The sequence below is a fragment of the Shigella flexneri 2a str. 301 genome, assembly GCF_000006925.2.
Taxonomy (GTDB): Bacteria; Pseudomonadota; Gammaproteobacteria; order Enterobacterales; family Enterobacteriaceae; genus ECMA0423.
Map to the genome: position 1 here is coordinate 378,601 of NC_004337.2, position 23,745 is coordinate 402,345.

The 23,745-nt window shown below is 51.2% G+C and carries 21 protein-coding genes, 3 pseudogenes and 5 other annotated features; of the genes and pseudogenes, 11 read left to right on the forward strand and 13 right to left on the reverse strand.

From position 1 onward, the window contains the following. Positions 1 to 38: 38 nt before the first annotated feature. Positions 39 to 806 (forward strand) — a mobile genetic element. Further along, entirely contained in the window at positions 288 to 791 is a 504-nt protein-coding gene (gene insB, locus SF0366) for an insertion element IS1 protein InsB (RefSeq protein NP_706317.1), read from the forward strand. It overlaps the preceding feature by 504 nt. On the opposite strand, the pseudogene SF0367 reads toward insB, so the two are convergent. The 11 genes and pseudogenes from SF0367 to yajG form a co-directional block, all read right to left on the reverse strand. Further along, a pseudogene (locus tag SF0367) lies at positions 802 to 1,388 on the reverse strand. Further along, a complete protein-coding gene (locus SF0368; RefSeq protein ID NP_706319.2) occupies positions 1,372 to 1,683 on the reverse strand; it encodes a hypothetical protein in 312 nt (103 codons plus the stop codon). Before SF0368 ends, SF0367 begins: the two are co-directional and overlap by 17 nt. A 183-nt stretch (positions 1,684 to 1,866) precedes the next feature. Next, a complete protein-coding gene (gene cyoE, locus SF0369) occupies positions 1,867 to 2,754 on the reverse strand; it encodes a protoheme IX farnesyltransferase (protein NP_706320.2) in 888 nt (295 codons plus the stop codon). Positions 2,755 to 2,768: 14 nt separating this feature from the next. After that, positions 2,769 to 3,098: a cytochrome o ubiquinol oxidase subunit IV gene (gene cyoD, locus SF0370; protein ID NP_706321.1), complete on the reverse strand. Its 330-nt coding sequence runs from the start codon at positions 3,096 to 3,098 to the stop codon at positions 2,769 to 2,771. Further along, entirely contained in the window at positions 3,098 to 3,712 is a 615-nt protein-coding gene (cyoC, locus tag SF0371; protein ID NP_706322.1) for a cytochrome o ubiquinol oxidase subunit III, read from the reverse strand. Before cyoC ends, cyoD begins: the two co-directional genes overlap by 1 nt. Then, positions 3,702 to 5,693 (reverse strand) — a sequence feature (Similar to Escherichia coli K12 cytochrome o ubiquinol oxidase subunit I gi: 1786634 (664 aa). BLAST with identity of 99% in 663 aa. This CDS contains an in-frame stop codon. The sequence has been checked and is believed to be correct.). (Overlaps the previous gene by 11 nt.) After that, positions 3,702 to 5,693 (reverse strand): annotated as a pseudogene (gene cyoB, locus SF0372). Its footprint overlaps the feature before it by 1,992 nt. Before cyoB ends, cyoC begins: the two are co-directional and overlap by 11 nt. Positions 5,694 to 5,714: 21 nt before the next feature. After that, positions 5,715 to 6,212, reverse strand: a sequence feature (Similar to Escherichia coli K12 cytochrome o ubiquinol oxidase subunit II gi: 1786635 (316 aa). BLAST with identity of 98% in 165 aa. This CDS has been truncated. The sequence has been checked and is believed to be correct.). Further along, positions 5,715 to 6,212: pseudogene (gene cyoA / locus SF0373) on the reverse strand. Its footprint overlaps the feature before it by 498 nt. Beyond that, positions 6,213 to 7,060, forward strand: a mobile genetic element (partial). Further along, positions 7,053 to 8,281, forward strand: a mobile genetic element (partial). (Overlaps the previous feature by 8 nt.) Continuing rightward, positions 7,181 to 7,528: an insertion sequence element ISSfl4 ORF2 gene (locus SF0375; protein ID NP_706324.1), complete on the reverse strand. Its 348-nt coding sequence runs from the start codon at positions 7,526 to 7,528 to the stop codon at positions 7,181 to 7,183. It overlaps the preceding feature by 348 nt. After that, positions 7,525 to 8,199: an insertion sequence element ISSfl4 transposase gene (locus SF0376; RefSeq protein NP_706325.1), complete on the reverse strand. Its 675-nt coding sequence runs from the start codon at positions 8,197 to 8,199 to the stop codon at positions 7,525 to 7,527. Its footprint lies within the feature at positions 7,053 to 8,281. Before SF0376 ends, SF0375 begins: the two co-directional genes overlap by 4 nt. 287 nt (positions 8,282 to 8,568) lie before the next feature. Next, complete coding sequence (gene ampG / locus SF0377; RefSeq protein ID NP_706326.1) at positions 8,569 to 10,044, reverse strand: muropeptide transporter; 1,476 nt, start codon at positions 10,042 to 10,044, stop codon at positions 8,569 to 8,571. Positions 10,045 to 10,087: 43 nt separating this feature from the next. Beyond that, positions 10,088 to 10,768 carry a polymerase/proteinase gene (yajG, locus tag SF0378; protein NP_706327.4) on the reverse strand — a complete coding sequence of 227 codons (681 nt, stop codon included), beginning with the start codon at positions 10,766 to 10,768 and terminating at the stop codon, positions 10,088 to 10,090. Positions 10,769 to 10,937: 169 nt separating this feature from the next. On the opposite strand from yajG, the gene bolA reads away from it, so the two are divergent. From bolA to ybaW, 10 genes are all read left to right on the forward strand, one after another. Further along, positions 10,938 to 11,288 (forward strand): murein genes regulator, encoded by a 351-nt coding sequence (bolA, locus tag SF0379; RefSeq protein ID NP_706328.3) that lies wholly within the window; start codon positions 10,938 to 10,940, stop codon positions 11,286 to 11,288. A gap of 8 nt (positions 11,289 to 11,296) precedes the next feature. Next, complete coding sequence (locus SF0380) at positions 11,297 to 11,485, forward strand: hypothetical protein (protein ID NP_706329.2); 189 nt, start codon at positions 11,297 to 11,299, stop codon at positions 11,483 to 11,485. 146 nt (positions 11,486 to 11,631) lie between these two features. Then, on the forward strand, positions 11,632 to 12,930 hold the full coding sequence (tig, locus tag SF0381; protein NP_706330.1) for a trigger factor: 1,299 nt from the start codon (positions 11,632 to 11,634) through the stop codon (positions 12,928 to 12,930). Positions 12,931 to 13,176: 246 nt separating this feature from the next. Next, positions 13,177 to 13,800: an ATP-dependent Clp protease proteolytic subunit gene (gene clpP, locus SF0382; protein ID NP_706331.2), complete on the forward strand. Its 624-nt coding sequence runs from the start codon at positions 13,177 to 13,179 to the stop codon at positions 13,798 to 13,800. A 125-nt stretch (positions 13,801 to 13,925) separates the two neighbouring features. Beyond that, entirely contained in the window at positions 13,926 to 15,200 is a 1,275-nt protein-coding gene (clpX, locus tag SF0383) for an ATP-dependent protease ATP-binding subunit ClpX (RefSeq protein ID NP_706332.1), read from the forward strand. 187 nt (positions 15,201 to 15,387) lie between these two features. Then, positions 15,388 to 17,742: a DNA-binding ATP-dependent protease La gene (gene lon / locus SF0384; RefSeq protein ID NP_706333.2), complete on the forward strand. Its 2,355-nt coding sequence runs from the start codon at positions 15,388 to 15,390 to the stop codon at positions 17,740 to 17,742. Positions 17,743 to 17,950: 208 nt separating this feature from the next. Next, positions 17,951 to 18,223, forward strand: a complete 273-nt coding sequence (gene hupB / locus SF0385; RefSeq protein ID NP_706334.1) for a transcriptional regulator HU subunit beta — start codon at positions 17,951 to 17,953, stop codon at positions 18,221 to 18,223. Positions 18,224 to 18,414: 191 nt separating this feature from the next. Next, positions 18,415 to 20,286, forward strand: a complete 1,872-nt coding sequence (ybaU, locus tag SF0386; protein ID NP_706335.1) for a periplasmic folding chaperone — start codon at positions 18,415 to 18,417, stop codon at positions 20,284 to 20,286. 150 nt (positions 20,287 to 20,436) lie between these two features. Beyond that, positions 20,437 to 20,808, forward strand: a complete 372-nt coding sequence (gene ybaV / locus SF0387) for a hypothetical protein (protein ID NP_706336.1) — start codon at positions 20,437 to 20,439, stop codon at positions 20,806 to 20,808. 93 nt (positions 20,809 to 20,901) lie between these two features. Beyond that, positions 20,902 to 21,300 carry a hypothetical protein gene (gene ybaW / locus SF0388; RefSeq protein NP_706337.1) on the forward strand — a complete coding sequence of 133 codons (399 nt, stop codon included), beginning with the start codon at positions 20,902 to 20,904 and terminating at the stop codon, positions 21,298 to 21,300. A gap of 51 nt (positions 21,301 to 21,351) precedes the next feature. Here ybaW and ybaX read toward each other — a convergent pair whose 3' ends face one another. Then, positions 21,352 to 22,047: a 7-cyano-7-deazaguanine synthase QueC gene (gene ybaX, locus SF0389; protein ID NP_706338.1), complete on the reverse strand. Its 696-nt coding sequence runs from the start codon at positions 22,045 to 22,047 to the stop codon at positions 21,352 to 21,354. A 64-nt stretch (positions 22,048 to 22,111) separates the two neighbouring features. Next, positions 22,112 to 23,536, reverse strand: coding sequence for a transporter (locus SF0390; RefSeq protein NP_706339.3), 1,425 nt, complete (start codon positions 23,534 to 23,536; stop codon positions 22,112 to 22,114). Positions 23,537 to 23,745 lie beyond the last annotated feature (209 nt).

Below are 23,745 nucleotides of genomic sequence, written 5' to 3' on the forward strand. Positions count from 1 at the left end.
TTCTAATGTAATCGTCCAGTTATATGGAATTAAGCGAAGGTAATGCTGCCAACTTATTGATTTAGTGTATGATGGTGATTTTAAGGTGCTTGCGTGGCTTCCATTTCCATCAGATGTCCTTCCTGCTCCGCTACTGAAGGCGTGGTGCGTAACGGCAAAAGCACTGCCGGACATCAGCGCTATCTCTGCTCTCATTGCCGTAAAACATGGCAACTACAGTTCACTTACACCGCCTCTCAGCCCGGTACGCACCAGAAAATCATTGATATGGCCATGAATGGCGTCGGATGTCGCGCCAGTGCACGCATTATGGGCGTTGGCCTCAACACGGTTTTACGTCACTTAAAAAACTCAGGCCGCAGTCGGTAACCTCGCGCATACAACCGGGCAGTGATGTGATTGTCTGCGCTGAAATGGACGAACATTGGGGCTACGTCGGTGCTAAATCACGTCAGCGCTGGCTGTTTTACGCGTATGACAGGATACGGAGGACGGTTGTGGCGCACGTCTTCGGTGAACGCACTCTGGCCACACTGGAGCGTCTTCTGAGCCTGCTGTCGGCCTTTGAGGTCGTGGTATGGATGACGGATGGCTGGCCGCTGTATGAATCACGCCTGAAGGGAAAGCTGCACGTTATCAGCAAGCGTTACACTCAGCGCATTGAGCGACATAATCTGAATCTGAGACAACATCTGGCAAGGCTGGGACGGAAGTCACTGTCGTTCTCAAAATCGGTGGAGCTGCATGACAAGGTCATCGGGCATTATCTGAACATAAAACACTATCAGTAAGTTGGAGTCATTACCCAAAACTTGCCCTGGCGGGTGGCGATAATAATCTAAGCCGCGAGAATATGCTGAATCGCCAAAAACATAGGTACAGCACCAAAAGCATTTGGTGTCGCTGAAAGCTGAACAAAGCCGAGACGAGCATAAAAGTTAATGGCGGCAGGGTCAGCATCAAGATAAACCCCTTTAATTGGTAATGCCGGGTGAATTTTTTTTACATGTTCAAAAAAATCACATAGTAGGTCCTGACCAAAGCCCCGCTTTTGATACTTCCGCGCTCCCCCCAACATGACTAATCTGACAACACCAATTTCTGAAGGTTGTGAACCCTGAAGGACGCCAGAAACGCGTTGTCTTTCCAGCGAATATGCCGTAAAAGTACAGATGCCAATCAGTTCACCACTTTGTCTGTCAATAAGTGCTTTAGCCGCACAGTCGCTATTACGCACACTTTTCTTTAGCGATGCGCGTAGCGCGTACAAATTTATCGATAACAGGGTTACCGCAATCAAACTGTTTTTGCCCAGGATAAGTAATATCAGACTGATAATTACAGGAGAGGACTATGGGCAGAGTAATCTCTTCATGCTTGTCGACCATCGCTGTTTTTCCTTTTCATTAACGCCTTGAGGGCGAGCGTCGGTTGAGCAGGTTCAGCGATGAGTTGGTTCATCAGTTCCCAGCTTTGATTCGAAAGCTCACGGCGACGTTGGTTATCAAGCACACTTTCGGCGCGTTCCATAGCAGCGCTCAAAATAAAAGCGCTTAAATCTACCCCAACGGCTTGCGCAGCTTCACGAAGTTTGTTTTTGGCGTCGGGACTAGTTTTGAGTTCGACCCGCGCATTTTTCAGCGTTTTATCGACATCGTATAGAGCGGCTGTTTTTCCAGGCATTATGACTTCTTTGATTAACTGAATGAAATCGTAGGGAGTCGATCTCATACATAATACGGCTATCAACCGTATGATTAATTTATGTGCATCTGCTCACTCTGTCAAGAGATACGGTTATTAGCCGTATCTCTGATCTCAGACAATAAAAAGGTGCCGTAGCACCTTTTTAATAGAGAGGTTTTGTTACCACACAGCAGCCAGCAGCGTATGCGAGTCCGGTACCATAAAATCAACGGACATCATCACCGAGAGGGCAGTGATGGCGATGATAGAGAAGCCGAACAGCTTGCGCGCCCAGATTCTGTCATCAGCAACTTTATAACCGCGCAGAGCCATACCTAACCACCAGACGCTAACCGCCGCGGCGACCACCAGATATTTATACCCAGCGTAACCGCCAAGAGAGAGCATCAGCGTGGCAACGGCAAAGGCGATGATATACAGCGTGATGTGATTCTTCGCCACCGAAATGCCTTTTACCACTGGCAATACCGGAATGTTTGCCGCCTGGTAATCCTTAAAGCGGAAAATGGCGATGGCATAGGAGTGAGGCATCTGCCACAGGCTGAAGATAGCCAGCAGGATCGCTGCGCCGCTATCAAACTCGCCGGTTACTGCACAGTAGCCAATCACCGACGGCGCAGCGCCGGAGAGCGAACCAATCAATGTGCCGTAGACTGAGTGGCGTTTCATGTACAGGCTATAGACGCCGACATAAACCACAAAGCCCATCACCCCCAGCCAGCAGGCCAGCGGATTCGCGCCAAACCACAGCAGCATAAAGCCAGCAATACCCAGCAAGGTGGCGTACACCAGCGAGACAGCAGGAGAGATCAGGCCTTTAACCAGCACCCGATTCTTCGTCCTTTCCATCTTTCTGTCGATATCCCTGTCGATGTAGTTGTTAAACACACAACCCGACGCCACAACCAGTGACACCCCAACCAGCGTGTAGATAAACAGGGGATAATCAATGCTGCCCTTTGAGGCCAGCAGGAATCCCCCAATCACCGAGATCAGGTTGCCAAAGATGATGCCTGGTTTCGTTACTTGCAGGTATTGCTTAAACATCATAACCGCCGCTCTTAGTGCATCATCATGTTGTAGTTGAGGTTCCACATAATCCAGATGGAGCCTACAACCAGGATAGCGATGATTAGCACGGTGAAGACAAACGCCGTCATGTTCCAGCCTTCATCTGATTTGGTATTCATGTGCAGGAAGCACACCAGATGCACCAGAACCTGTACCACTGCCATTGCCAGGATTGTTCCCAGAATTACGGCCGGAGAGGCAGCCCCTGTCATCACCATCCAGAACGGAATCACCGTCAGAATGATCGACAGGATAAAGCCTGTCATGTAGGTTTTTACGCTGCCATGGGACGCGCCGCTGTGATCGGTAGAATGACTCATTACATCGCCCCCATCAGATAAACAACAGTGAACACACAGATCCAAACCACATCCAGGAAGTGCCAGAACAGGCTCAGGCACATGATGCGGGTACGGTTAGTGCTGGTCAGGCCGCGACGGGCGATTTGCACCATCAGCACCGCCATCCAGATAAGACCAGAAGTGACGTGCAGACCGTGCGTGCCGACCAGCGCAAAGAACGCTGACAGGAAGCCGCTGCGATCCGGCCCCATGCCGTTAACAATCAGGTGATGGAATTCATAGATTTCCATCCCGATAAATCCGGCACCAAACAACCAGGTCAACGCCAGCCAGGAGATAACCTGGCTTTTGTTGTTTTTGTACATGGCGATAGCCGCCATGCCGTAGGTGATGGAGCTGAACAACAGCAAGAAAGTTTCAACCAGAACGAACGGCAGTTCGAAAATGTCCTTACCTGTCGGGCCGCCTGCGGTGCCGTTCACCAGAACGGCATAGGTAGCAAACAAGATTGAGAACAGAATGCAGTCGCTCATCAGGTAGATCCAAAATCCGAAGATTTTGGTTCCGCCTGCATCGTGGTGCCCGTGTTCGTGCGCGTGGGCAGTCGCGTGCGTCAAAGTATCAGTTGCCATTTTTCAGCCCTGCCTTAGTAATCTCATCGAAATGCTGGTTTTCCAGTTTTTCGATTTCTGCCACCGGCACGTAGTAATCCACGTCCTCGTCGAAGCTTTTCACGATCCAGGTGATGATCATGCCTGCGAAGCCAACAATCGCCAGCCACCAGATATGCCAGATCATGGCGAAACCGAAGATGGTGGAGAAAGCTGCAATGACGATACCTGCACCGCTGTTTTTCGGCATATGAATTTCTTCATAGTGGTCAGGCTTTTTATACGCTTCGCCTTTCTCTTTCATTTCCCAGAATGCATCACGTTCGTGAACGTGCGGCACTACGGCAAAGTTATAGAACGGAGGCGGGGAAGAGGTTGCCCACTCCAGCGTACGGCCACCCCACGGGTCGCCAGTCAGGTCACGGTTCTGGTCGCGGTCGCGAATAGAAACGTACATCTGAATAACGAGGCAGAGAATACCCAGCGCAATCAGTACTGCACCGCTGGCTGCAATCATCAGCATGGTGTGGAACTGCGGGTCAATCTGCTGGCTCAAACGACGGGTCATGCCCATGAAGCCCAGCGCATACAGCGGCATAAAGGCAACGAAGAAGCCGATGATCCAGAACCAGAACGCGCGTTTACCCCAGGTTTCGTTCAGTTTGAAACCGAACGCTTTAGGCCACCAGTAGGTCATCCCTGCGAAGCAGCCGAAGACCACGCCGCCGATGATCACGTTATGGAAGTGCGCAATCAGGAACAGGCTGTTATGCAGAACGAAGTCCGCGCCCGGTACTGCCAGCAGCACGCCAGTCATACCGCCCACCGAGAAGGTGACGATAAAACCGATAGTCCACAGCATCGCAGAATGGAACACGATGCGGCCCTGATACATGGTGAACAGCCAGTTGAAGATCTTCACCCCGGTCGGGATGGCGATAATCATTGTGGTGATACCAAAGAAGGCGTTTACGTTCGCGCCCGCACCCATCGTAAAGAAGTGGTGCAGCCAAACGATGAACGACAGCACGGTGATGCAGACGGTTGCCCATACCAGCGAGGTATAACCAAACAGACGTTTACGCGAGAAGGTTGCCGCAATTTCGGAGAACACACCGAAAACAGGCAGGATCAGGATGTAAACTTCCGGGTGGCCCCAGGCCCAAATCAGGTTGATGTACATCATCATGTTGCCACCCATATCGTTGGTAAAGAAATGGGTGCCCAGATAGCGATCCAGGGTCAACAACGCGACGGTAACCGTCAGAATTGGGAAGGAAGCAATAATCAGTACGTTCGCGCACAGTGATGCCTAGGTAAATACTGGTATCTTGAACATGGTCATGCCCGGTGCGCGCATCTTCAGAATGGTAACGAAGAAGTTGATACCGGTAAGCGTCGTACCTATACCGGATAGCTGGAGACTCCATATCCAGTAATCAACACCGACTCCCGGACTGTACTCTATTCCCGATAGCGGTGGATAGGCCAGCCAGCCGGTCTGCGCAAATTCGCCCACGCCGAGAGAAACGTTAACCAGAATCACGCCAACAACAGTAAACCAGAAGCTTAAGTTGTTGAGGAACGGGAACGCAACGTCACGCGCGCCGATCTGCAGCGGAACCACCAGGTTCATCAGACCGATAACGAAAGGCATCGCCACGAAGAAGATCATAATCACGCCGTGCGCGGTGAAGATCTGATCGTAGTGGTGAGGTGGCAGGAAGCCCGCTTCACCCGCCGAGGCAAGAGCCTGCTGGCTACGCATCATAATGGCGTCAGCAAAACCACGCAGCAACATCACAATCGCCACGATGATATACATGATACCGAGGCGTTTATGGTCGACGGAGGTCAGCCACTCTTTCCACAGGTAGGTCCACTTACCGAAGTAAGTGATCAGGCCAACGAGCGCCAGACCTCCCAAAATAATGCCAGCGATCGTAACCATGACGATAGGTTCATGGAACGGGACTGCATCAAGTGATAATTTTCCGAACATCTTTATTCTTCCTCAACCCCTTTAATGGGCGGATTCCGCGTGGCTCATGTCCATGCCTTCCATACCTTCGTGTGCACTGTGCTCACCTTCTGGCTGGGTCATGTCCATGCTCTTACCGTGAGCCATAAACTTGTTAATCACATCGGCAAACAAGTCTGGTTTCACGTTGGAGAAATATTCCACCTGGTTGTATTCGCTAGGCGCGGCCAGTTTTTCGAACGCAGCCATGTCAGACATGGTGTTCGGCGACTGTTTCGCTTTTGCGACCCATTGGTCGAATTCGGCGCGATCCGGTGTTGCAATAGCTTTGAACTTCATGCCTGAGAAGCCCGGCCCGCTGTAGCTGGCGGAGATACCGTCATAAGTACCGGGTTCGTTGGCGATCAGATGCAGGCGAGTCTGCATACCGGCCATGGCATAAATCTGGCTACCCAGACGCGGAATGAAGAAGGAGTTCATCACGGAGTTGGAGGTCACTTTGAAGTACACCGGAGTGTTCGCCGGGAAAGCGATTTCATTGTAAGCGCCCCGAGAAGTACGTAGCGTAAGGATTATTTTACAGACGAGAAGTTCCAGGGCAGCAGTTCATGCACTTGGTTCGACGGCCAGTCATTGAGCTTCTCGATCACTTCGCGCAACCAGTCCTCCGGCTCCACTTCGTTCTGTTTGCAGGTGACCAGCAGACTGTAGATGATCGCCGCACTTTCTCCTCCCTTGTCTGAGCCGAAAAAGAGATAATTTTTTCTTCCAACCGCCACCGATCGTAACGCGTTTTCACCGATGTTGTTGTCTATTTCCACCCGGCCGTCACGACAGAACTCGTTCAGCGCATTCCAGTGATTCAGGATATAGTCGAACGCCTTCGCCATCTCCGCATGTTTCGACAGCGTTTTCCTCTGCAACTGTATCCAGTCGTACAACGACTGCATCAACTGGACGCTTCTGGCTTTTCTGACTGCAAGCCGTTCCTCTGCCGGACTGCCACGTATCTCCGCTTCTATGTCGTATAACTCTGCTATCCGTCTGAGCGCTTCCTGAGTCATTTCTGTCGGACGGCGCACATCCTCGTCATGGATTTTTCGGCGGGCGTGGGCCAGGCACCCGGCTTCCTTCACCCGGCCCGTTTCGTACAGTACGTTATAACCTGCATAGGCATCAGCCTGCAGTACGCCCTGATACTTTGCCAGGTGGAGCTGCGGATGTTCTCCTTTGCGATCTGCCGAATACGCGAACCAGACGGCTGCCGGCAGGGATGAACCCGCATTACGATCATCCCTGACGTATACCCACAGACGACCCGTTTTCGTCTTTCCGTTCCCCGGGGCCAGTACTTTCACCGGAGTGTCATCTGCGTGCACCTTTCCTGCTCATAGCCCGCGACCTGACAGGCATACTGTCGAAGCCGACTCTGTTGCTTACGCAACATGGCTTTAAGCAGCTCAATATCATCGGGGAGTTCATTGTTCATTCCCTTGTTTTATCACGGGTTATATCCGGATGCCAGGCCGTTCTGTCCGTTTGGGATGTTGCCACGCGATCCCCTCCAGTAGCATGGATAACTGAGCTGGCGTCAGGTGCACTTTCCCTTCCCGGGTCACCGGCCAGACGAAGCGGCCCCGTTCCAGGCGTTTGGCGAACAGGCATAACCCGTCACGATCGGCCCACAGTATTTTCACCATTTTGCCACTGCGGCCCCGGAAGACGAAGATATGCCCGGAGAACGGGTCATCTTTCAGCGTGTTCTGCACCTTCGAAGCCAGGCCATTGAAGCCACAACGCATATCTGTGATGCCAGCGATGATCCAGATTTTGGTACCGGTCGGCAGCGTTATCATCGGATACCCCCTTTCATTTCGCGGATTAGCGCCCGTAACAGTTCCGGAGTGAGAGGGTCAAACAGTTTTACCACACCTGATTTAAGATGCAGCTCGCACCGTGGGACGTTTCCGGGAGCCCCCTCAGGGCGCTCATCATGCTTGTTACGCCAGAAGGGATTTGTAACTGGTCTGGTCGGCTCCGGCGTATCAGTCAGTGCCACCGGGACAGGCATGCATTCCTGTATGTCATCATCGCTCAGTAAGCCGTCCTCGTACTGGCTTTTCCATTTAAACAGCAGGTTATTATTGATATCGTGTTCTCTGGCGATCCGGGCAACAACAGCCCCAGGCTGTAACGCCTGCTTAGCCAGACGGACCTTAAATTCACGGCTATAGCTGGTTCGCCGTTCTTTTCGCCATGAGCCTTCTCTGATTTGAGGCTCTGTTAATTCCTTCTTTCTGTTGGCATAAAGGATGGCGTCAAGTTGAGCGAATGAAACTGAATCGGGCAATGGCCATGCGATACCGGATGCAAGAAATCGCTGAAAAAGCGTATGTATTGTGGAATGACTGAGACCCAGACGCTGAGCGATGGCCCGGATGGTCAGTTTATCTTCAAATCTTAAACGCAGGGCATCAGGCAAATAAGAACGGAAGCAGGGAATATCTTTTGTTGTCTGGGAATTCATCGTTCGTGTCCATCAATATAGATGGGCGCGATTGTTGCCAGACAGGACAATTTTCACAAGACGTCGCTGATGGGGCGCTTACTTATAACAAAAGGGGAGTGCAGAAGGAGTCTTGGTGGGCAATTGGTATAACCAATGCGAAATAAAACAATTATTTAACAAATAATTATCATTAAAGTGACAACTGGGTGGTGAGAAAATAAAGACTCATTAGCTGAATCGTGTAAGAAAAATAGAATTTATAAATGGCGTCAATAATTTCCAAACGCTAAGCCGCACAAAAGAACAAATATTAATAAGCGATGCTGATGTTTATTTAGCCGTAATAATTACGGCGAGTGATTACTACAGCTAAATAATATTTACAGATTACGTCAGATGCGTTTTTCGTAGCGCCAGATAATCCAGCAAACCACCAAGCACGACGCCAGAAAGGGCGACTAAAACCCCGACTTCCAGCAGAGCAGGCAGGAAAGAGAAGTGCGTCAAATCCAGCGCGTCCATCGTCAACAGAAGTAACCACACGGCCAACAGGCTGACGCCCGCCGCCAGTGTCCACATGGCAAAGGCATAACCTGCCGGATATTCGGTACGGGAGATAAAGTTGTCATTTACTCGTGTATATTCAAGCGTCTGGCGGCAAACCAGCAGCAAAATAAGCCCCGGTACGGCAGCGGCGACGGAGAATAGATAGAATGTCGACCAGCCGTGTGCTTCAACAAACCAACCCGCCACGGGGCCGACATAAACTCGCCCTACAGCGGAAAGCGCTGAGAGCAGGGCAAATTGAGTAGCGGAAAATGACTTATTACACAGCGTCATTAACAGCGCGACAAAGGCTGATGTGCCCATCCCGCCACAGAGGTTTTCGAAAAAGACGGCTGCGCCCATGCTGTAGAGATGCTTATCAGTAATCGACAGCAGCCAGTAACCAGCGTTAGACGCACCTTGTAAAATGCCGAAAATCAGCAGCGCCCGGAACAGCGACAGGCGCTGCATCAAAATCCCACCGTACAATGCGCCAACAATGGTCGCCAGTAAGCCAAGCGTTTTGTTTACCACGCCTACTTCACCCGCATCAAACCCGACGCCGCGAATCAAAAACGTGGTTGTCAGGCTCATGGCGAATGCGTCGCCCAGCTTATACAGCACGATAAGAAGCAAAATAAGCCAGGCATTATTGCGACCAAAGAAATCTCGCAGAGGTGCAACAACCGCTTGTTCCAGCGTTTTGGGCACAGGAATGGTGTCGGTTGGTTCTGGTGCAAGCAACGTCGCGATAATACAGGGGATCAACAGCGCCGCCATCAACCAGTACATGCCCTGCCAGCCCAACCATTTATCTGCCAGCCACAGGGCTAGGCCGCCGGAAACCAGCATCCCTAAACGGTAACCCAGCACGCTGATTGCCGCGCCCGCACCACGTTCTTCTGCCGGGAGCACATCGGTTTTCCACGCATCGAAGACAATATCCTGGGAGGCAGAGCAAAAAGCGATCACCACCGCCAGCGCCGCCATCCAGCGGAGTTGGGTGCCTGGTTCGAGAAAACCCATCGCCGCAATGGCGACTAATAACAGGATTTGCGTGGCGAGCAGCCAACCGCGCCGCCGCCCAAAAAATGGGGGCGTGTAGCGGTCCATCAGCGGTGACCAGAGGAATTTAAAAACGTAAGCCTGGCCTACCAGAGAGAAGAAACCAATGGTTTTGAGATCGATATTTTCGACCGTCATCCAGGCCTGTAAGGTGCCGGATGTCAGGGCGAGCGGTAGCCCGGAAGCAAAACCCAGGATCAGCAATATGGCTGAACGCGGCTGTTGAAAAATACGTAAATATTGACTGGACATGGGCGTCTACAGGCCCGGCTTGCACCGGGCCAGAGGGCAGAAATTAACGCGCGTTCTGCTTGATGAATTCGTGAATGCTGGTGTCCTGAGACATATCAGCGATGGTATCGGTCAGCACACTGTTAACCGCATCGGCGATATTTTTGTTGGAGGCCTGGAACGCACCTTCAACGTTGTAGCTGGCACGATAGTTTTTGGTCATTTTGTTGCCATTCTGCGCGGTAGCGATGATGGCGATATCCGCTTTGGTAGCGATGTTGTAGCGCACGTTGCCCTGGGACACGTCAGCATACAGTTGGCTAACGATGATTTGCAGATTAACCGGGCCATTCGGACCAACCATGTAACCACGCGCGGTCATCTGTTTTTCCAGCACTTCTTGCAGCAGGAAACGCAGAGCGCGGGAGGCGGTCAGGGTAACGATTTGATTATCGCGGGTGACTTTTGCCAGCGCCTGATCGGTACGCTGATCGGCACCATTAATGCTTACGGTGACGCCCATCAGGCTTGGATCCTGCTGTGGCAGTGTAATCGTCGGGGAAACTTCAATAGTTGTTGGCGGTTTTGCGCATCCTGCAAGCATAAACAGAGCAACTAACGGGAAGAGGATTTTTTTGAACATGTTCGGGCTCTCAGAGACTCTTAAGCGTGTTTGGTAAAAATTCCCGCCATCATAACATTGCCAACGGCGAGGGGAAGTGGGTAAGGCATGTAAATTCATCATGTTGACGAAATAATCACCCCTGGTAAAAGAAACGCTGATGCGAGGCCTGTGTTTCAATCTTTAAATCAGTAAACTTCATACGCTTGACGGAAAAACCAGGACGAAACCTAAATATTTGTTGTTAAGCTGCAATGGAAACGGTAAAAGCGGCTAGTATTTAAAGGGATGGATGACATCTCAGCGGTGTCGGAGGAGATATTTCATGATGATACGTGAGCGGATAGAAGAAAAATTAAGGGCGGCGTTCCAACCCGTATTCCTCGAAGTAGTGGATGAAAGCTATCGTCACAATGTCCCAGCCGGCTCTGAAAGCCATTTTAAAGTTGTGCTGGTCAGCGATCGTTTTACGGGTGAACGTTTTCTGAATCGTCATCGAATGATTTACAGTACTTTAGCGGAGGAACTCTCTACTACCGTTCATGCGCTGGCTCTGCATACTTACACTATTAAGGAGTGGGAAGGGTTGCAGGACACCGTCTTTGCCTCTCCTCCCTGTCGTGGAGCAGGAAGCATCGCGTAAAAACGCATTTGCAACTGTCGGCGCTTTTCCAGTATGTTGCTAAAGATTTTATGAAAAACGGCCTGCGGGCCGTTTTGTTTTGTCTGGATTTTGCGCTTTTTGCCCAGCATTCAGACGAAAATTGCCCGGGAATTGTGAAAAAATACGCGACAGCGCGCAATAACCGTTCTCGACTCATAAAAGTGATGCCGCTATAATGCCGCGTCCTATTTGAATGCTTTCGGGATGATTCTGGTAACAGGGAATGTGATTGATTATAAGAACATCCCGGTTCCGCGAAGCCAACAACCTGTGCTTGCGGGGTAAGAGTTGACCGAGCACTGTGATTTTTTGAGGTAACAAGATGCAAGTTTCAGTTGAAACCACTCAAGGCCTTGGCCGCCGTGTAACGATTACTATCGCTGCTGACAGCATCGAGACCGCTGTTAAAAGCGAGCTGGTCAACGTTGCGAAAAAAGTACGTATTGACGGCTTCCGCAAAGGCAAAGTGCCAATGAATATCGTTGCTCAGCGTTATGGCGCGTCTGTACGCCAGGACGTTCTGGGTGACCTGATGAGCCGTAACTTCATTGACGCCATCATTAAAGAAAAAATCAATCCGGCTGGCGCACCGACTTATGTTCCGGGCGAATACAAGCTGGGTGAAGACTTCACTTACTCTGTAGAGTTTGAAGTTTATCCGGAAGTTGAACTGCAGGGTCTGGAAGCGATCGAAGTTGAAAAACCGATCGTTGAAGTGACCGACGCTGACGTTGACGGCATGCTGGATACTCTGCGTAAACAGCAGGCGACCTGGAAAGAAAAAGACGGCGCTGTTGAAGCAGAAGACCGCGTAACCATCGACTTCACCGGTTCTGTAGACGGCGAAGAGTTCGAAGGCGGTAAAGCGTCTGATTTCGTACTGGCGATGGGCCAGGGTCGTATGATCCCGGGCTTTGAAGACGGTATCAAAGGCCACAAAGCTGGCGAAGAGTTCACCATCGACGTGACCTTCCCGGAAGAATACCACGCAGAAAACCTGAAAGGTAAAGCAGCGAAATTCGCTATCAACCTGAAGAAAGTTGAAGAGCGTGAACTGCCGGAACTGACTGCAGAATTCATCAAACGTTTCGGCGTTGAAGATGGTTCCGTAGAAGGTCTGCGCGCTGAAGTGCGTAAAAACATGGAGCGCGAGCTGAAGAGCGCCATCCGTAACCGCGTTAAGTCTCAGGCGATCGAAGGTCTGGTAAAAGCTAACGACATCGACGTACCGGCTGCGCTGATCGACAGCGAAATCGACGTTCTGCGTCGCCAGGCTGCACAGCGTTTCGGTGGCAACGAAAAACAAGCTCTGGAACTGCCGCGCGAACTGTTCGAAGAACAGGCTAAACGCCGCGTAGTTGTTGGCCTGCTGCTGGGCGAAGTTATCCGCACCAACGAGCTGAAAGCTGACGAAGAGCGCGTGAAAGGCCTGATCGAAGAGATGGCTTCTGCGTACGAAGATCCGAAAGAAGTTATCGAGTTCTACAGCAAAAACAAAGAACTGATGGACAACATGCGCAATGTTGCTCTGGAAGAACAGGCTGTTGAAGCTGTACTGGCGAAAGCGAAAGTGACTGAAAAAGAAACCACTTTCAACGAGCTGATGAACCAGCAGGCGTAATTTACGCAGCATAACGCGCTAAATTCGCACAAAGGCCCGTCACCGCCAGGTGGTGGGCTTTTTTTTGTCATGAATTTTGCATGGAGCCGTGCGAAAAGCCTCTTTCGGTGTTAGCGTAACAACAAAAGATTGTTATGCTTGAAATATGGTGATGCCGTACCCATAACACAGGGACTAGCTGATAATCCGTCCATAAGGTTACAATCGGTACAGCAGGTTTTTTTCAATTTTATCCAGGAGACGGAAATGTCATACAGCGGCGAACGAGATAACTTTGCACCCCATATGGCGCTGGTGCCGATGGTCATTGAACAGACCTCACGCGGTGAGCGCTCTTTTGATATCTATTCTCGTCTACTTAAGGAACGCGTCATTTTTCTGACTGGCCAGGTTGAAGACCACATGGCTAACCTGATTGTGGCGCAGATGCTGTTCCTGGAAGCGGAAAACCCAGAAAAAGATATCTATCTGTACATTAACTCCCCAGGCGGGGTGATCACTGCCGGGATGTCTATCTATGACACCATGCAGTTTATCAAGCCTGATGTCAGCACCATCTGTATGGGCCAGGCGGCCTCGATGGGCGCTTTCTTGTTGACCGCAGGGGCAAAAGGTAAACGTTTTTGCCTGCCGAATTCGCGCGTGATGATTCACCAACCGTTGGGCGGCTACCAGGGCCAGGCGACCGATATCGAAATTCATGCCCGTGAAATTCTGAAAGTTAAAGGGCGCATGAATGAACTTATGGCGCTTCATACGGGTCAATCATTAGAACAGATTGAACGTGATACCGAGCGCGATCGCTTCCTTTCCGCCCCTGAAGCGGTGGAATACGGTCTGGTCGATTCGATTCTGACCCATCGTAATTGATGCCAGAGGCGCAACTGTGCCGCTATACTTATCTAGGGCGGCACAACGCTGTAAGCGGCTTGCGCCTGAGAATGGCATTTGCGTCGTCGTGTGCGGCACAAAGAACAAAGAAGAGGTTTTGACCCATGACAGATAAACGCAAAGATGGCTCAGGCAAATTGCTGTATTGCTCTTTTTGCGGCAAAAGCCAGCATGAAGTGCGCAAGCTGATTGCCGGTCCATCCGTGTATATCTGCGACGAATGTGTTGATTTATGTAACGACATCATTCGCGAAGAGATTAAAGAAGTTGCACCGCATCGTGAACGCAGTGCGCTACCGACGCCGCATGAAATTCGCAACCACCTGGACGATTACGTTATCGGCCAGGAACAGGCGAAAAAAGTGCTGGCGGTCGCGGTATACAACCATTACAAACGTCTGCGCAACGGCGATACCAGCAATGGTGTCGAGTTGGGCAAAAGTAACATTCTGCTGATCGGTCCGACCGGTTCCGGTAAAACGCTGCTGGCTGAAACGCTGGCGCGCCTGCTGGACGTCCCGTTCACCATGGCCGACGCAACCACGCTGACCGAAGCCGGTTATGTGGGCGAAGACGTTGAAAACATCATTCAGAAGCTGTTGCAAAAGTGCGATTACGACGTACAGAAAGCGCAGCGCGGGATTGTCTACATCGATGAAATCGACAAGATTTCTCGTAAGTCAGACAACCCGTCCATTACCCGAGACGTTTCCGGTGAAGGAGTACAGCAGGCACTGTTGAAACTGATCGAAGGTACGGTAGCTGCTGTTCCACCGCAAGGTGGGCGTAAACATCCGCAGCAGGAATTCTTGCAGGTTGATACCTCTAAGATCCTGTTTATTTGTGGCGGTGCGTTTGCCGGTCTGGATAAAGTGATTTCCCACCGTGTAGAAACCGGCTCCGGCATTGGTTTTGGCGCGACGGTAAAAGCGAAGTCCGACAAAGCAAGCGAAGGCGAGCTGCTGGCGCAGGTTGAACCGGAAGATCTGATCAAGTTTGGTCTTATCCCTGAGTTCATTGGTCGTCTGCCGGTTGTAGCAACGTTGAATGAACTGAGCGAAGAAGCTCTGATTCAGATCCTCAAAGAGCCGAAAAACGCCCTGACCAAGCAGTATCAGGCGCTGTTTAATCTGGAAGGCGTGGATCTGGAATTCCGTGACGAGGCGCTGGATGCTATCGCTAAGAAAGCGATGGCGCGTAAAACCGGTGCCCGTGGCCTGCGTTCCATCGTAGAAGCCGCACTGCTCGATACCATGTACGATCTGCCGTCCATGGAAGACGTCGAAAAAGTGGTTATCGACGAGTCGGTAATTGATGGTCAAAGCAAACCGTTGCTGATTTATGGTAAGCCGGAAGCGCAACAGGCATCTGGTGAATAATTAACCATTCCCATACAATTAGTTAACCAAAAAGGGGGGATTTTATCTCCCCTTTAATTTTTCCTCTATTCTCGGCGTTGAATGTGGGGGAAACATCCCCATATACTGACGTACATGTTAATAGATGGCGTGAAGCACAGTCGTGTCATCTGATTACCTGGCGGAAATTAAACTAAGAGAGAGCTCTATGAATCCTGAGCGTTCTGAACGCATTGAAATCCCCGTATTGCCGCTGCGCGATGTGGTGGTTTATCCGCACATGGTCATCCCCTTATTTGTCGGGCGGGAAAAATCTATCCGTTGTCTGGAAGCGGCGATGGACCATGATAAAAAAATTATGCTGGTCGCGCAGAAAGAAGCTTCAACGGATGAGCCGGGTGTAAACGATCTTTTCACCGTCGGGACCGTGGCCTCTATATTGCAGATGCTGAAACTGCCTGACGGCACCGTCAAAGTGCTGGTCGAGGGGTTACAGCGCGCGCGTATTTCTGCGCTCTCTGACAATGGCGAACACTTTTCTGCGAAGGCGGAGTATCTGGAGTCGCCGACCATTGATGAGCGGGAACAGGAAGTGCTGGTGCGTACTGCAATCAGCCAGTTCGAAGGCTACATCAAGCTGAACAAAAAAATCCCACCAGAAGTGCTGACGTCGCTGAATAGCATCGACGATCCGGCGCGTCTGGCGGATACCATTGCTGCACATATGCCGCTGAAACTGGCTGACAAACAGTCCGTTCTGGAGATGTCCGACGTTAACGAACGTCTGGAATATCTGATGGCAATGATGGAATCGGAAATCGATCTGCTGCAGGTTGAGAAACGCATTCGCAACCGCGTTAAAAAGCAGATGGAGAAATCCCAGCGTGAGTACTATCTGAACGAGCAAATGAAAGCTATTCAGAAAGAACTCGGTGAAATGGACGACGTGCCGGACGAAAACGAAGCCCTGAAGCGCAAAATCGACGCGGCGAAGATGCCGAAAGAGGCAAAAGAGAAAGCGGAAGCAGAGTTGCAGAAGCTGAAAATGATGTCTCCGATGTCGGCAGAAGCGACCGTAGTGCGTGGTTATATCGACTGGATGGTACAGGTACCGTGGAATGCGCGCAGCAAGGTCAAAAAAGACCTGCGTCAGGCGCAGGAAATCCTTGATACCGACCATTATGGTCTGGAGCGCGTGAAAGATCGCATCCTTGAGTACCTTGCGGTTCAAAGCCGTGTCAACAAAATCAAGGGACCGATCCTCTGCCTGGTAGGGCCGCCGGGGGTAGGTAAAACCTCTCTTGGTCAGTCCATTGCCAAAGCCACCGGGCGTAAATATGTCCGTATGGCGCTGGGCGGCGTGCGTGATGAAGCGGAAATCCGTGGTCACCGCCGTACTTACATCGGTTCTATGCCGGGTAAACTGATCCAGAAAATGGCGAAAGTGGGCGTGAAAAATCCGCTGTTCCTGCTCGATGAGATCGACAAAATGTCTTCTGACATGCGAGGCGATCCGGCCTCTGCACTGCTTGAAGTGCTGGATCCAGAGCAGAACGTAGCGTTCAGCGACCACTACCTGGAAGTGGATTACGATCTCAGCGACGTGATGTTTGTCGCGACGTCGAACTCCATGAACATTCCGGCACCGCTGCTGGATCGTATGGAAGTGATTCGCCTCTCCGGTTATACCGAAGATGAAAAACTGAACATCGCCAAACGTCACCTGCTGCCGAAGCAGATTGAACGTAATGCACTGAAAAAAGGTGAGCTGACCGTCGACGATAGCGCCATTATCGGCATTATTCGTTACTACACCCGTGAGGCGGGCGTGCGTGGTCTGGAGCGTGAAATCTCCAAACTGTGCCGCAAAGCGGTTAAGCAGTTACTGCTCGATAAGTCATTAAAACATATCGAAATTAACGGCGATAACCTGCATGACTACCTCGGTGTTCAGCGTTTCGACTATGGTCGCGCTGATAACGAAAACCGTGTCGGTCAGGTAATCGGTCTGGCGTGGACGGAAGTGGGCGGTGACTTGCTGACCATTGAAACCGCATGTGTTCCGGGTAAAGGCAAACTGACCTATACCGGTTCGCTCGGCGAAGTGATGCAGGAGTCTATTCAGGCGGCGTTAACGGTGGTTCGTGCGCGTGCGGAAAAACTGGGGATCAACCCTGATTTTTACGAAAAACGTGACATCCACGTCCACGTACCGGAAGGTGCGACGCCGAAAGATGGTCCGAGTGCCGGTATTGCTATGTGCACCGCGCTGGTTTCTTGCCTGACCGGTAACCCGGTTCGTGCCGATGTGGCAATGACCGGTGAGATCACTCTGCGTGGTCAGGTACTGCCGATCGGTGGTTTGAAAGAAAAACTCCTGGCAGCGCATCGCGGCGGGATTAAAACAGTGCTAATTCCGTTCGAAAATAAACGCGATCTGGAAGAGATTCCTGACAACGTAATTGCCGATCTGGACATTCATCCTGTGAAGCGCATTGAGGAAGTTCTGACTCTGGCGCTGCAAAATGAACCGTCTGGCATGCAGGTTGTGACTGCAAAATAGTGACCTCGCGCAAAATGCACTAATAAAAACAGGGCTGGCAGGCTAATTCGGGCTTGCCAGCCTTTTTTTGTCTCGCTAAGTTAGATAGCGGATCGGGCTTGCCCTTATTAAGGGGTGTTGTAAGGGGATGGCTGGCCTGATATAACTGCTGCGCGTTCGTACCTTGAAGGATTCAAGTGCGATATAAATTATAAAGAGGAAGAGAAGAGTGAATAAATCTCAATTGATCGACAAGATTGCTGCAGGGGCTGATATCTCTAAAGCTGCGGCTGGCCGTGCGTTAGATGCTATTATTGCTTCCGTAACTGAATCTCTGAAAGAAGGGGATGATGTAGCACTGGTAGGTTTTGGTACTTTTGCCGTTAAAGAGCGTGCTGCCCGTACTGGCCGCAACCCGCAGACCGGTAAAGAGATCACCATCGCTGCCGCTAAAGTACCGAGCTTCCGTGCAGGTAAAGCACTGAAAGACGCGGTAAACTAAGCGTTGTCCCCAGTGGGGATGTGACGAAGTTCAAGGGCGCATCTACTGATGTGCCTTTTTTATTTGTATTCGGTGACTTTCTGTGTCTTGTGGGCTGACAATTGCCCCCGTTTCTTGTCACAATAGGCCTTTGCGCGCATCGATACGTTGCGTGAGGTACACAGTCATCTACAGCGGAGTGTTGTTACACCATGATGGACAGCTTACGCACGGCTGCAAACAGTCTCGTGCTCAAGATTATTTTCGGTATCATTATCGTGTCGTTCATATTGACCGGCGTGAGTGGTTACCTGATTGGCGGAGGCAATAACTACGCCGCAAAAGTGAATGACCAGGAAATCAGCCGTGGGCAGTTCGAGAACGCCTTTAACAGCGAGCGTAATCGTATGCAGCAACAGCTGGGCGATCAATACTCCGAGCTGGCAGCGAACGAAGGCTATATGAAAACCCTGCGTCAACAGGTGCTGAATCGTCTGATCGACGAGGCGCTGTTGGATCAGTACGCTCGTGAGCTGAAACTGGGTATCAGTGATGAGCAGGTTAAACAGGCGATTTTCGCGACCCCAGCCTTCCAGGTTGACGGCAAATTTGATAACAGCCGCTATAACGGTATCCTCAACCAGATGGGGATGACCGCCGATCAGTACGCCCAGGCGCTGCGTAACCAGCTCACTACCCAACAGCTGATTAACGGCGTTGCCGGTACCGATTTTATGCTGAAAGGTGAAACCGACGAGCTGGCGGCACTGGTCGCGCAACAACGCGTGGTGCGTGAGGCGACTATCGATGTTAACGCGCTGGCGGCGAAGCAGCCTGTGACCGAACAGGAGATTGCCAGCTACTACGAACAAAACAAAAACAATTTCATGACGCCGGAACAATTCCGCGTGAGTTACATCAAGCTGGTTGCCGCAACGATGCAGCAACCGGTTAGCGATGCGGATATCCAGAGCTACTACGATCAGCATCAGGATCAATTCACCCAGCCGCAGCGTACCCGCTACAGCATCATCCAGACCAAAACTGAAGATGAAGCGAAAGCGGTACTTGATGAGCTGAATAAAGGCGGTGATTTTGCTGCATTAGCCAAAGAAAAATCTGCCGATATTATCTCTGCCCGTAACGGCGGCGATATGGGTTGGTTAGAAGATGCCACTATCCCCGACGAACTGAAAAATGCTGGTCTGAAAGAAAAAGGCCAACTGTCTGGTGTCATCAAATCTTCGGTCGGTTTCCTGATTGTACGTCTGGACGACATTCAGCCAGCGAAAGTGAAATCGTTAGACGAAGTACGTGACGACATTGCGGCGAAAGTGAAACACGAAAAAGCCCTCGATGCGTACTATGCGCTGCAGCAGAAAGTGAGCGATGCGGCAAGCAACGACACCGAGTCTCTGGCCGGTGCAGAGCAAGCTGCCGGCGTTAAAGCCACTCAGACGGGTTGGTTCAGCAAAGATAACCTGCCGGAAGAGTTGAACTTCAAGCCGGTTGCCGACGCTATCTTTAACGGCGGTCTGGTAGGTGAAAACGGCGCGTCGGGCATCAACTCTGACATCATCACCGTAGACGGCGACCGCGCATTCGTGCTGCGCGTCAGCGAGCACAAACCGGAAGCGGTGAAACCGTTGGCAGATGTTCAGGAACAAGTTAAGGCACTGGTTCAGCACAACAAAGCTGAACAACAGGCGAAAGTGGATGCTGAGAAACTGCTGGTTGATTTGAAAGCCGGCAAAGGTGCGGAAGCTATGCAGGCTGCCGGTCTGAAATTTGGCGAGCCGAAAACCTTAAGCCGTTCCGGTCGTGACCCGATTAGCCAGGCGGCGTTTGCACTGCCACTGCCAGCGAAAGACAAACCGAGCTACGGTATGGCGACCGATATGCAAGGTAATGTGGTTCTGCTGGCGCTGGATGAAGTGAAACAAGGTTCAATGCCGGAAGATCAGAAAAAAGCGATGGTGCAGGGTATCACCCAGAACAACGCACAAATCGTCTTTGAAGCTCTGATGAGTAACCTGCGTAAAGAGGCGAAAATCAAAATTGGCGATGCGCTGGAACAGCAATAATCCTGAAGCCGCCTCGCAAAAAAATGCGTTGCAGCTGTAACAAGAAAAGGTCGCTTTCGCGGCCTTTTCCATTTCTGAACATTGCCATTTGTTTACTGTTTTCACTCCCGTTAAGGTGATTCCACTGTTAACAAACAAGGAGAAAACAGTATGAAACACGGAATTAAAGCACTGCTCATTACACTGTCCCTGGCCTGTGCCGGAATGTCTCATAGCGCGCTGGCGGCAGCTTCTGTGGCGAAACCGACGGCGGTAGAAACCAAAGCGGAAGCTCCTGCAGCACAAAGTAAAGCAGCAGTACCGGCGAAAGCCAGTGACGAAGAAGGCACCCGGGTCAGCATTAATAATGCCAGCGCGGAAGAGCTAGCCCGCGCGATGAATGGCGTTGGCCTGAAGAAAGCGCAGGCGATTGTCAGTTATCGCGAAGAGTACGGTCCGTTTAAAACGGTGGAGGATCTAAAGCAGGTGCCGGGGATGGGCAATTCGCTGGTGGAACGTAATCTGGCGGTATTAACCCTGTAATTAATTTGCATAGTGGCAATTTTTTGCCAGACTGAAGAGGTCATACCAGTTATGACCTCTGTACTTATAACAACAACGTAAGGTTATTGCGCTATGCAAACACAAATCAAAGTTCGTGGATATCATCTCGACGTTTACCAGCACGTCAACAACGCCCGCTACCTTGAATTTCTCGAAGAAGCCCGCTGGGATGGGGTGGAAAATAGCGACAGTTTTCAGTGGATGACGGCCCATAACATCGCCTTCGTCGTGGTCAATATCAATATTAACTATCGTCGTCCAGCGGTATTAAGCGACCTGTTAACTATTACCAGTCAGTTGCAGCAATTAAACGGTAAAAGCGGCATCTTAAACCAGGTCATTACACTGGAGCCGGAAGGGCAGGTGGTAGCGGATGCGCTTATTACGTTTGTTTGTATTGATCTTAAAACGCAGAAAGCATTAGCTCTGGAAGGGGAATTGCGCGAAAAGCTGGAGCAGATGGTTAAGTAAACGTTTTGTGGTGCCGGATGCTCAAGCCGCATCCGGCGACACCCGGAATAATTACCTCAACCCGGTTTTCTGCTTCATCGCTGCCATCACCGTCGGTTTATCGGCCAGATAATGATTCAAACCGTTGGCGCGTAAATTACATGCCGCACAATGACCGCAACCGTCGCCTTTAATGCCGTTATAGCAGGTCAACGTTTCGTTACGGACTAAATCCAGTTTGCCGTAATAATCTGCCAGCGCCCAGGTTTCCGCTTTATCAATCCACATCAGCGGCGTTTCAAAACGAATATCTTTCGCCATGCCCAAACTGACGGCATGGTTTAGTGCTTTCACAAACTCATCGCGGCAATCCGGGTAGCCGGAGAAATCCGTTTCACAGACGCCGGTAATTACGGCTTCTGCTTTTACCTGATACGCATATATTGCCGCCAGCGTCAGGAACAAAATATTACGCCCTGGGACAAACGTATTCGGGATGCCATCGGCTTCAGGTTCATAATCAGGCACCGGAATGCTGTCACGTGTCAGGCTGCTGACCGCCAGCTCGTTGAGCAGCGTTACATCAAGAACCTTATGCGCGCGTGCTCCCAGTTTCAGCGCCAGTTCGCGTGCCACGTCGATTTCTGCGCGATGTCGCTGACCGTAATCGAACGTCACGCAATGGACTTCATCATATTGTTGTAATGCCTGCACCAGACAGGTGGTGGAATCCTGGCCTCCACTGAACACAACGACAGCACGTTTCATAGATAATCCTGCTTGAACAATAAAAGCGTTATGGTAACGCCTGCGATTAACCCGGACCAGCTATTCATTGCGACGGCGCGGGAAGCCAGGCTTCGGTAAATTCAAACCAGCCGCGCGGTGTCAGTCGCACACCGTTCACGCCGGGAGGGGCACTAATGCGATAGTGATAGTTGAACAGCGGCGTCAGCGTCGCGTCTGCCATTAACTGGCTAAAAACCGCTTTCAGGGCATTAAATCGGTTTTCCTCATCAGGCATTACTTGCACCGCGTCCAGCGTCGATTGCAGATGTGCATATGCTGGAGCGTCGAAAACATGTGGCCATAGTGGATCGCAACGTAGCCATTGCTCCAGAGTATATTCCGGTGCTTCGCCAATTAATCTGTCGCCCATCATGAGGTCTGCGTGTGCCAGTAGGGTCGTGTCGTCCCAGTTTTTTGCGTTATGAAAAATAATTGTGAGTTCACAGCCTTCCGCTGCCAGTGTCGCCTGTAGGCGTTCTGCCATGGTATGAAGTTCTATCGGTAGGTGATAAACCAGCGTCAAGGTTTTCGGTAGTTTGACTTCATCCGGTACTTGCCAGTGCGGAATAGTCCAGCCTGGCAGTAATGCATGACTGGCGGTGATCAGGTTTTCTCCGACTTCTAACGTTTGTAATAAACCGGATTGATGAATAATGGAGATCACTTTTCGCGCCTGCCAGAGGGAGAGTCGGGGACTTTTGCGCAACGTTAAATAGCAAAAACCTAAACTGATGCCACTACTGACTTGGCTGACCCGTTGCAGCTCCTCCGGTTTGCCGATGGTGATTTGCACGGGATGCCGACAACTGGTTCCCAAATCTTTTTCGAAAAGCGGCGGAGTTATCCAGTACTCAACCGCTTTAAGCAGCGGATGACGCAAATGGTAATAATCATGGCTCTCCAGGCGCACCAGCTCCGCTGTGAATTGTGTTAAGCGAAAAGGACCAGTGCCGATCAGTGGGAATTGCGGATGCGCCAGATGGCTGCAATAGCTCGCCAGCCGGTGCGCAAGCCAGTAATCGGGGCGATGTAAAAAGAAGGTCAGACACTGCGGATGGGTGACTTCAATACGCTTCACGCTAATAAATAATTGATCCAGTGCTGGCAGTTGTAACAGCATCAATAATCGCTGGTGTAAGTGTGAGGCTTTTACTGCATCGCCGTTATGCCAGTGTAGGGTTGAACGAAGATAAAAGTCCCAGCGTAACCTGTCAGTAGAGGTTTCCCAGTGATGCGCTAAATCGCCAATCGGGCGCTGAGTATTATTATCGAAGCGGGTCAGGCCGGAAAATATCTGCCCGGCGAGATGCTGCTCGGCACGGCCGGGCAAAAAGCCTGGTTGTAGCGGTTCGAGCGGGCGATAGTAGGGAATACGCAACGTGGGTGTATCGTTTTGCCATTGTCCGCCCATAAATGGCTGTAACAGAGTGCGCAGCTCACCTGGGGCCAGTTGCGCCAGCTCCAGCACATCTTGCTGCTTTCCGGTTTCCAGTGCCTGTTCCATCATCGCATTGCGTAGCGATTCCGGCGTGACCAGAAAGCGTAATTGTCCGCGCTTTCCGCGTCCTGACTGCGCCTGCCACTCCAGCCATCCCGCCTCCTGTGCCTGACGCAACAGCGTACGAACATGGCGTTCGCTGCAAAAACAGCGTTCGGCCAGTTCGCTGACGGTGACGG

Coding starts and splice junctions, on each gene's coding strand:
- insB (NP_706317.1), top strand. CDS start 288: ATGTCGCGCCAGTGCACGCATTATGGGCGTTGGCCTCAACACGGTTTT.
- SF0368 (NP_706319.2), bottom strand. CDS start 1,683: ATGCCTGGAAAAACAGCCGCTCTATACGATGTCGATAAAACGCTGAAA.
- cyoE (NP_706320.2), bottom strand. CDS start 2,754: ATGTTTAAGCAATACCTGCAAGTAACGAAACCAGGCATCATCTTTGGC.
- cyoD (NP_706321.1), bottom strand. CDS start 3,098: ATGAGTCATTCTACCGATCACAGCGGCGCGTCCCATGGCAGCGTAAAA.
- cyoC (NP_706322.1), bottom strand. CDS start 3,712: ATGGCAACTGATACTTTGACGCACGCGACTGCCCACGCGCACGAACAC.
- SF0375 (NP_706324.1), bottom strand. CDS start 7,528: ATGATAACGCTGCCGACCGGTACCAAAATCTGGATCATCGCTGGCATC.
- SF0376 (NP_706325.1), bottom strand. CDS start 8,199: ATGAATTCCCAGACAACAAAAGATATTCCCTGCTTCCGTTCTTATTTG.
- ampG (NP_706326.1), bottom strand. CDS start 10,044: ATGTCCAGTCAATATTTACGTATTTTTCAACAGCCGCGTTCAGCCATA.
- yajG (NP_706327.4), bottom strand. CDS start 10,768: ATGATGAATTTACATGCCTTACCCACTTCCCCTCGCCGTTGGCAATGT.
- bolA (NP_706328.3), top strand. CDS start 10,938: ATGACATCTCAGCGGTGTCGGAGGAGATATTTCATGATGATACGTGAG.
- tig (NP_706330.1), top strand. CDS start 11,632: ATGCAAGTTTCAGTTGAAACCACTCAAGGCCTTGGCCGCCGTGTAACG.
- clpP (NP_706331.2), top strand. CDS start 13,177: ATGTCATACAGCGGCGAACGAGATAACTTTGCACCCCATATGGCGCTG.
- clpX (NP_706332.1), top strand. CDS start 13,926: ATGACAGATAAACGCAAAGATGGCTCAGGCAAATTGCTGTATTGCTCT.
- lon (NP_706333.2), top strand. CDS start 15,388: ATGAATCCTGAGCGTTCTGAACGCATTGAAATCCCCGTATTGCCGCTG.
- ybaU (NP_706335.1), top strand. CDS start 18,415: ATGATGGACAGCTTACGCACGGCTGCAAACAGTCTCGTGCTCAAGATT.
- ybaV (NP_706336.1), top strand. CDS start 20,437: ATGAAACACGGAATTAAAGCACTGCTCATTACACTGTCCCTGGCCTGT.
- ybaW (NP_706337.1), top strand. CDS start 20,902: ATGCAAACACAAATCAAAGTTCGTGGATATCATCTCGACGTTTACCAG.
- ybaX (NP_706338.1), bottom strand. CDS start 22,047: ATGAAACGTGCTGTCGTTGTGTTCAGTGGAGGCCAGGATTCCACCACC.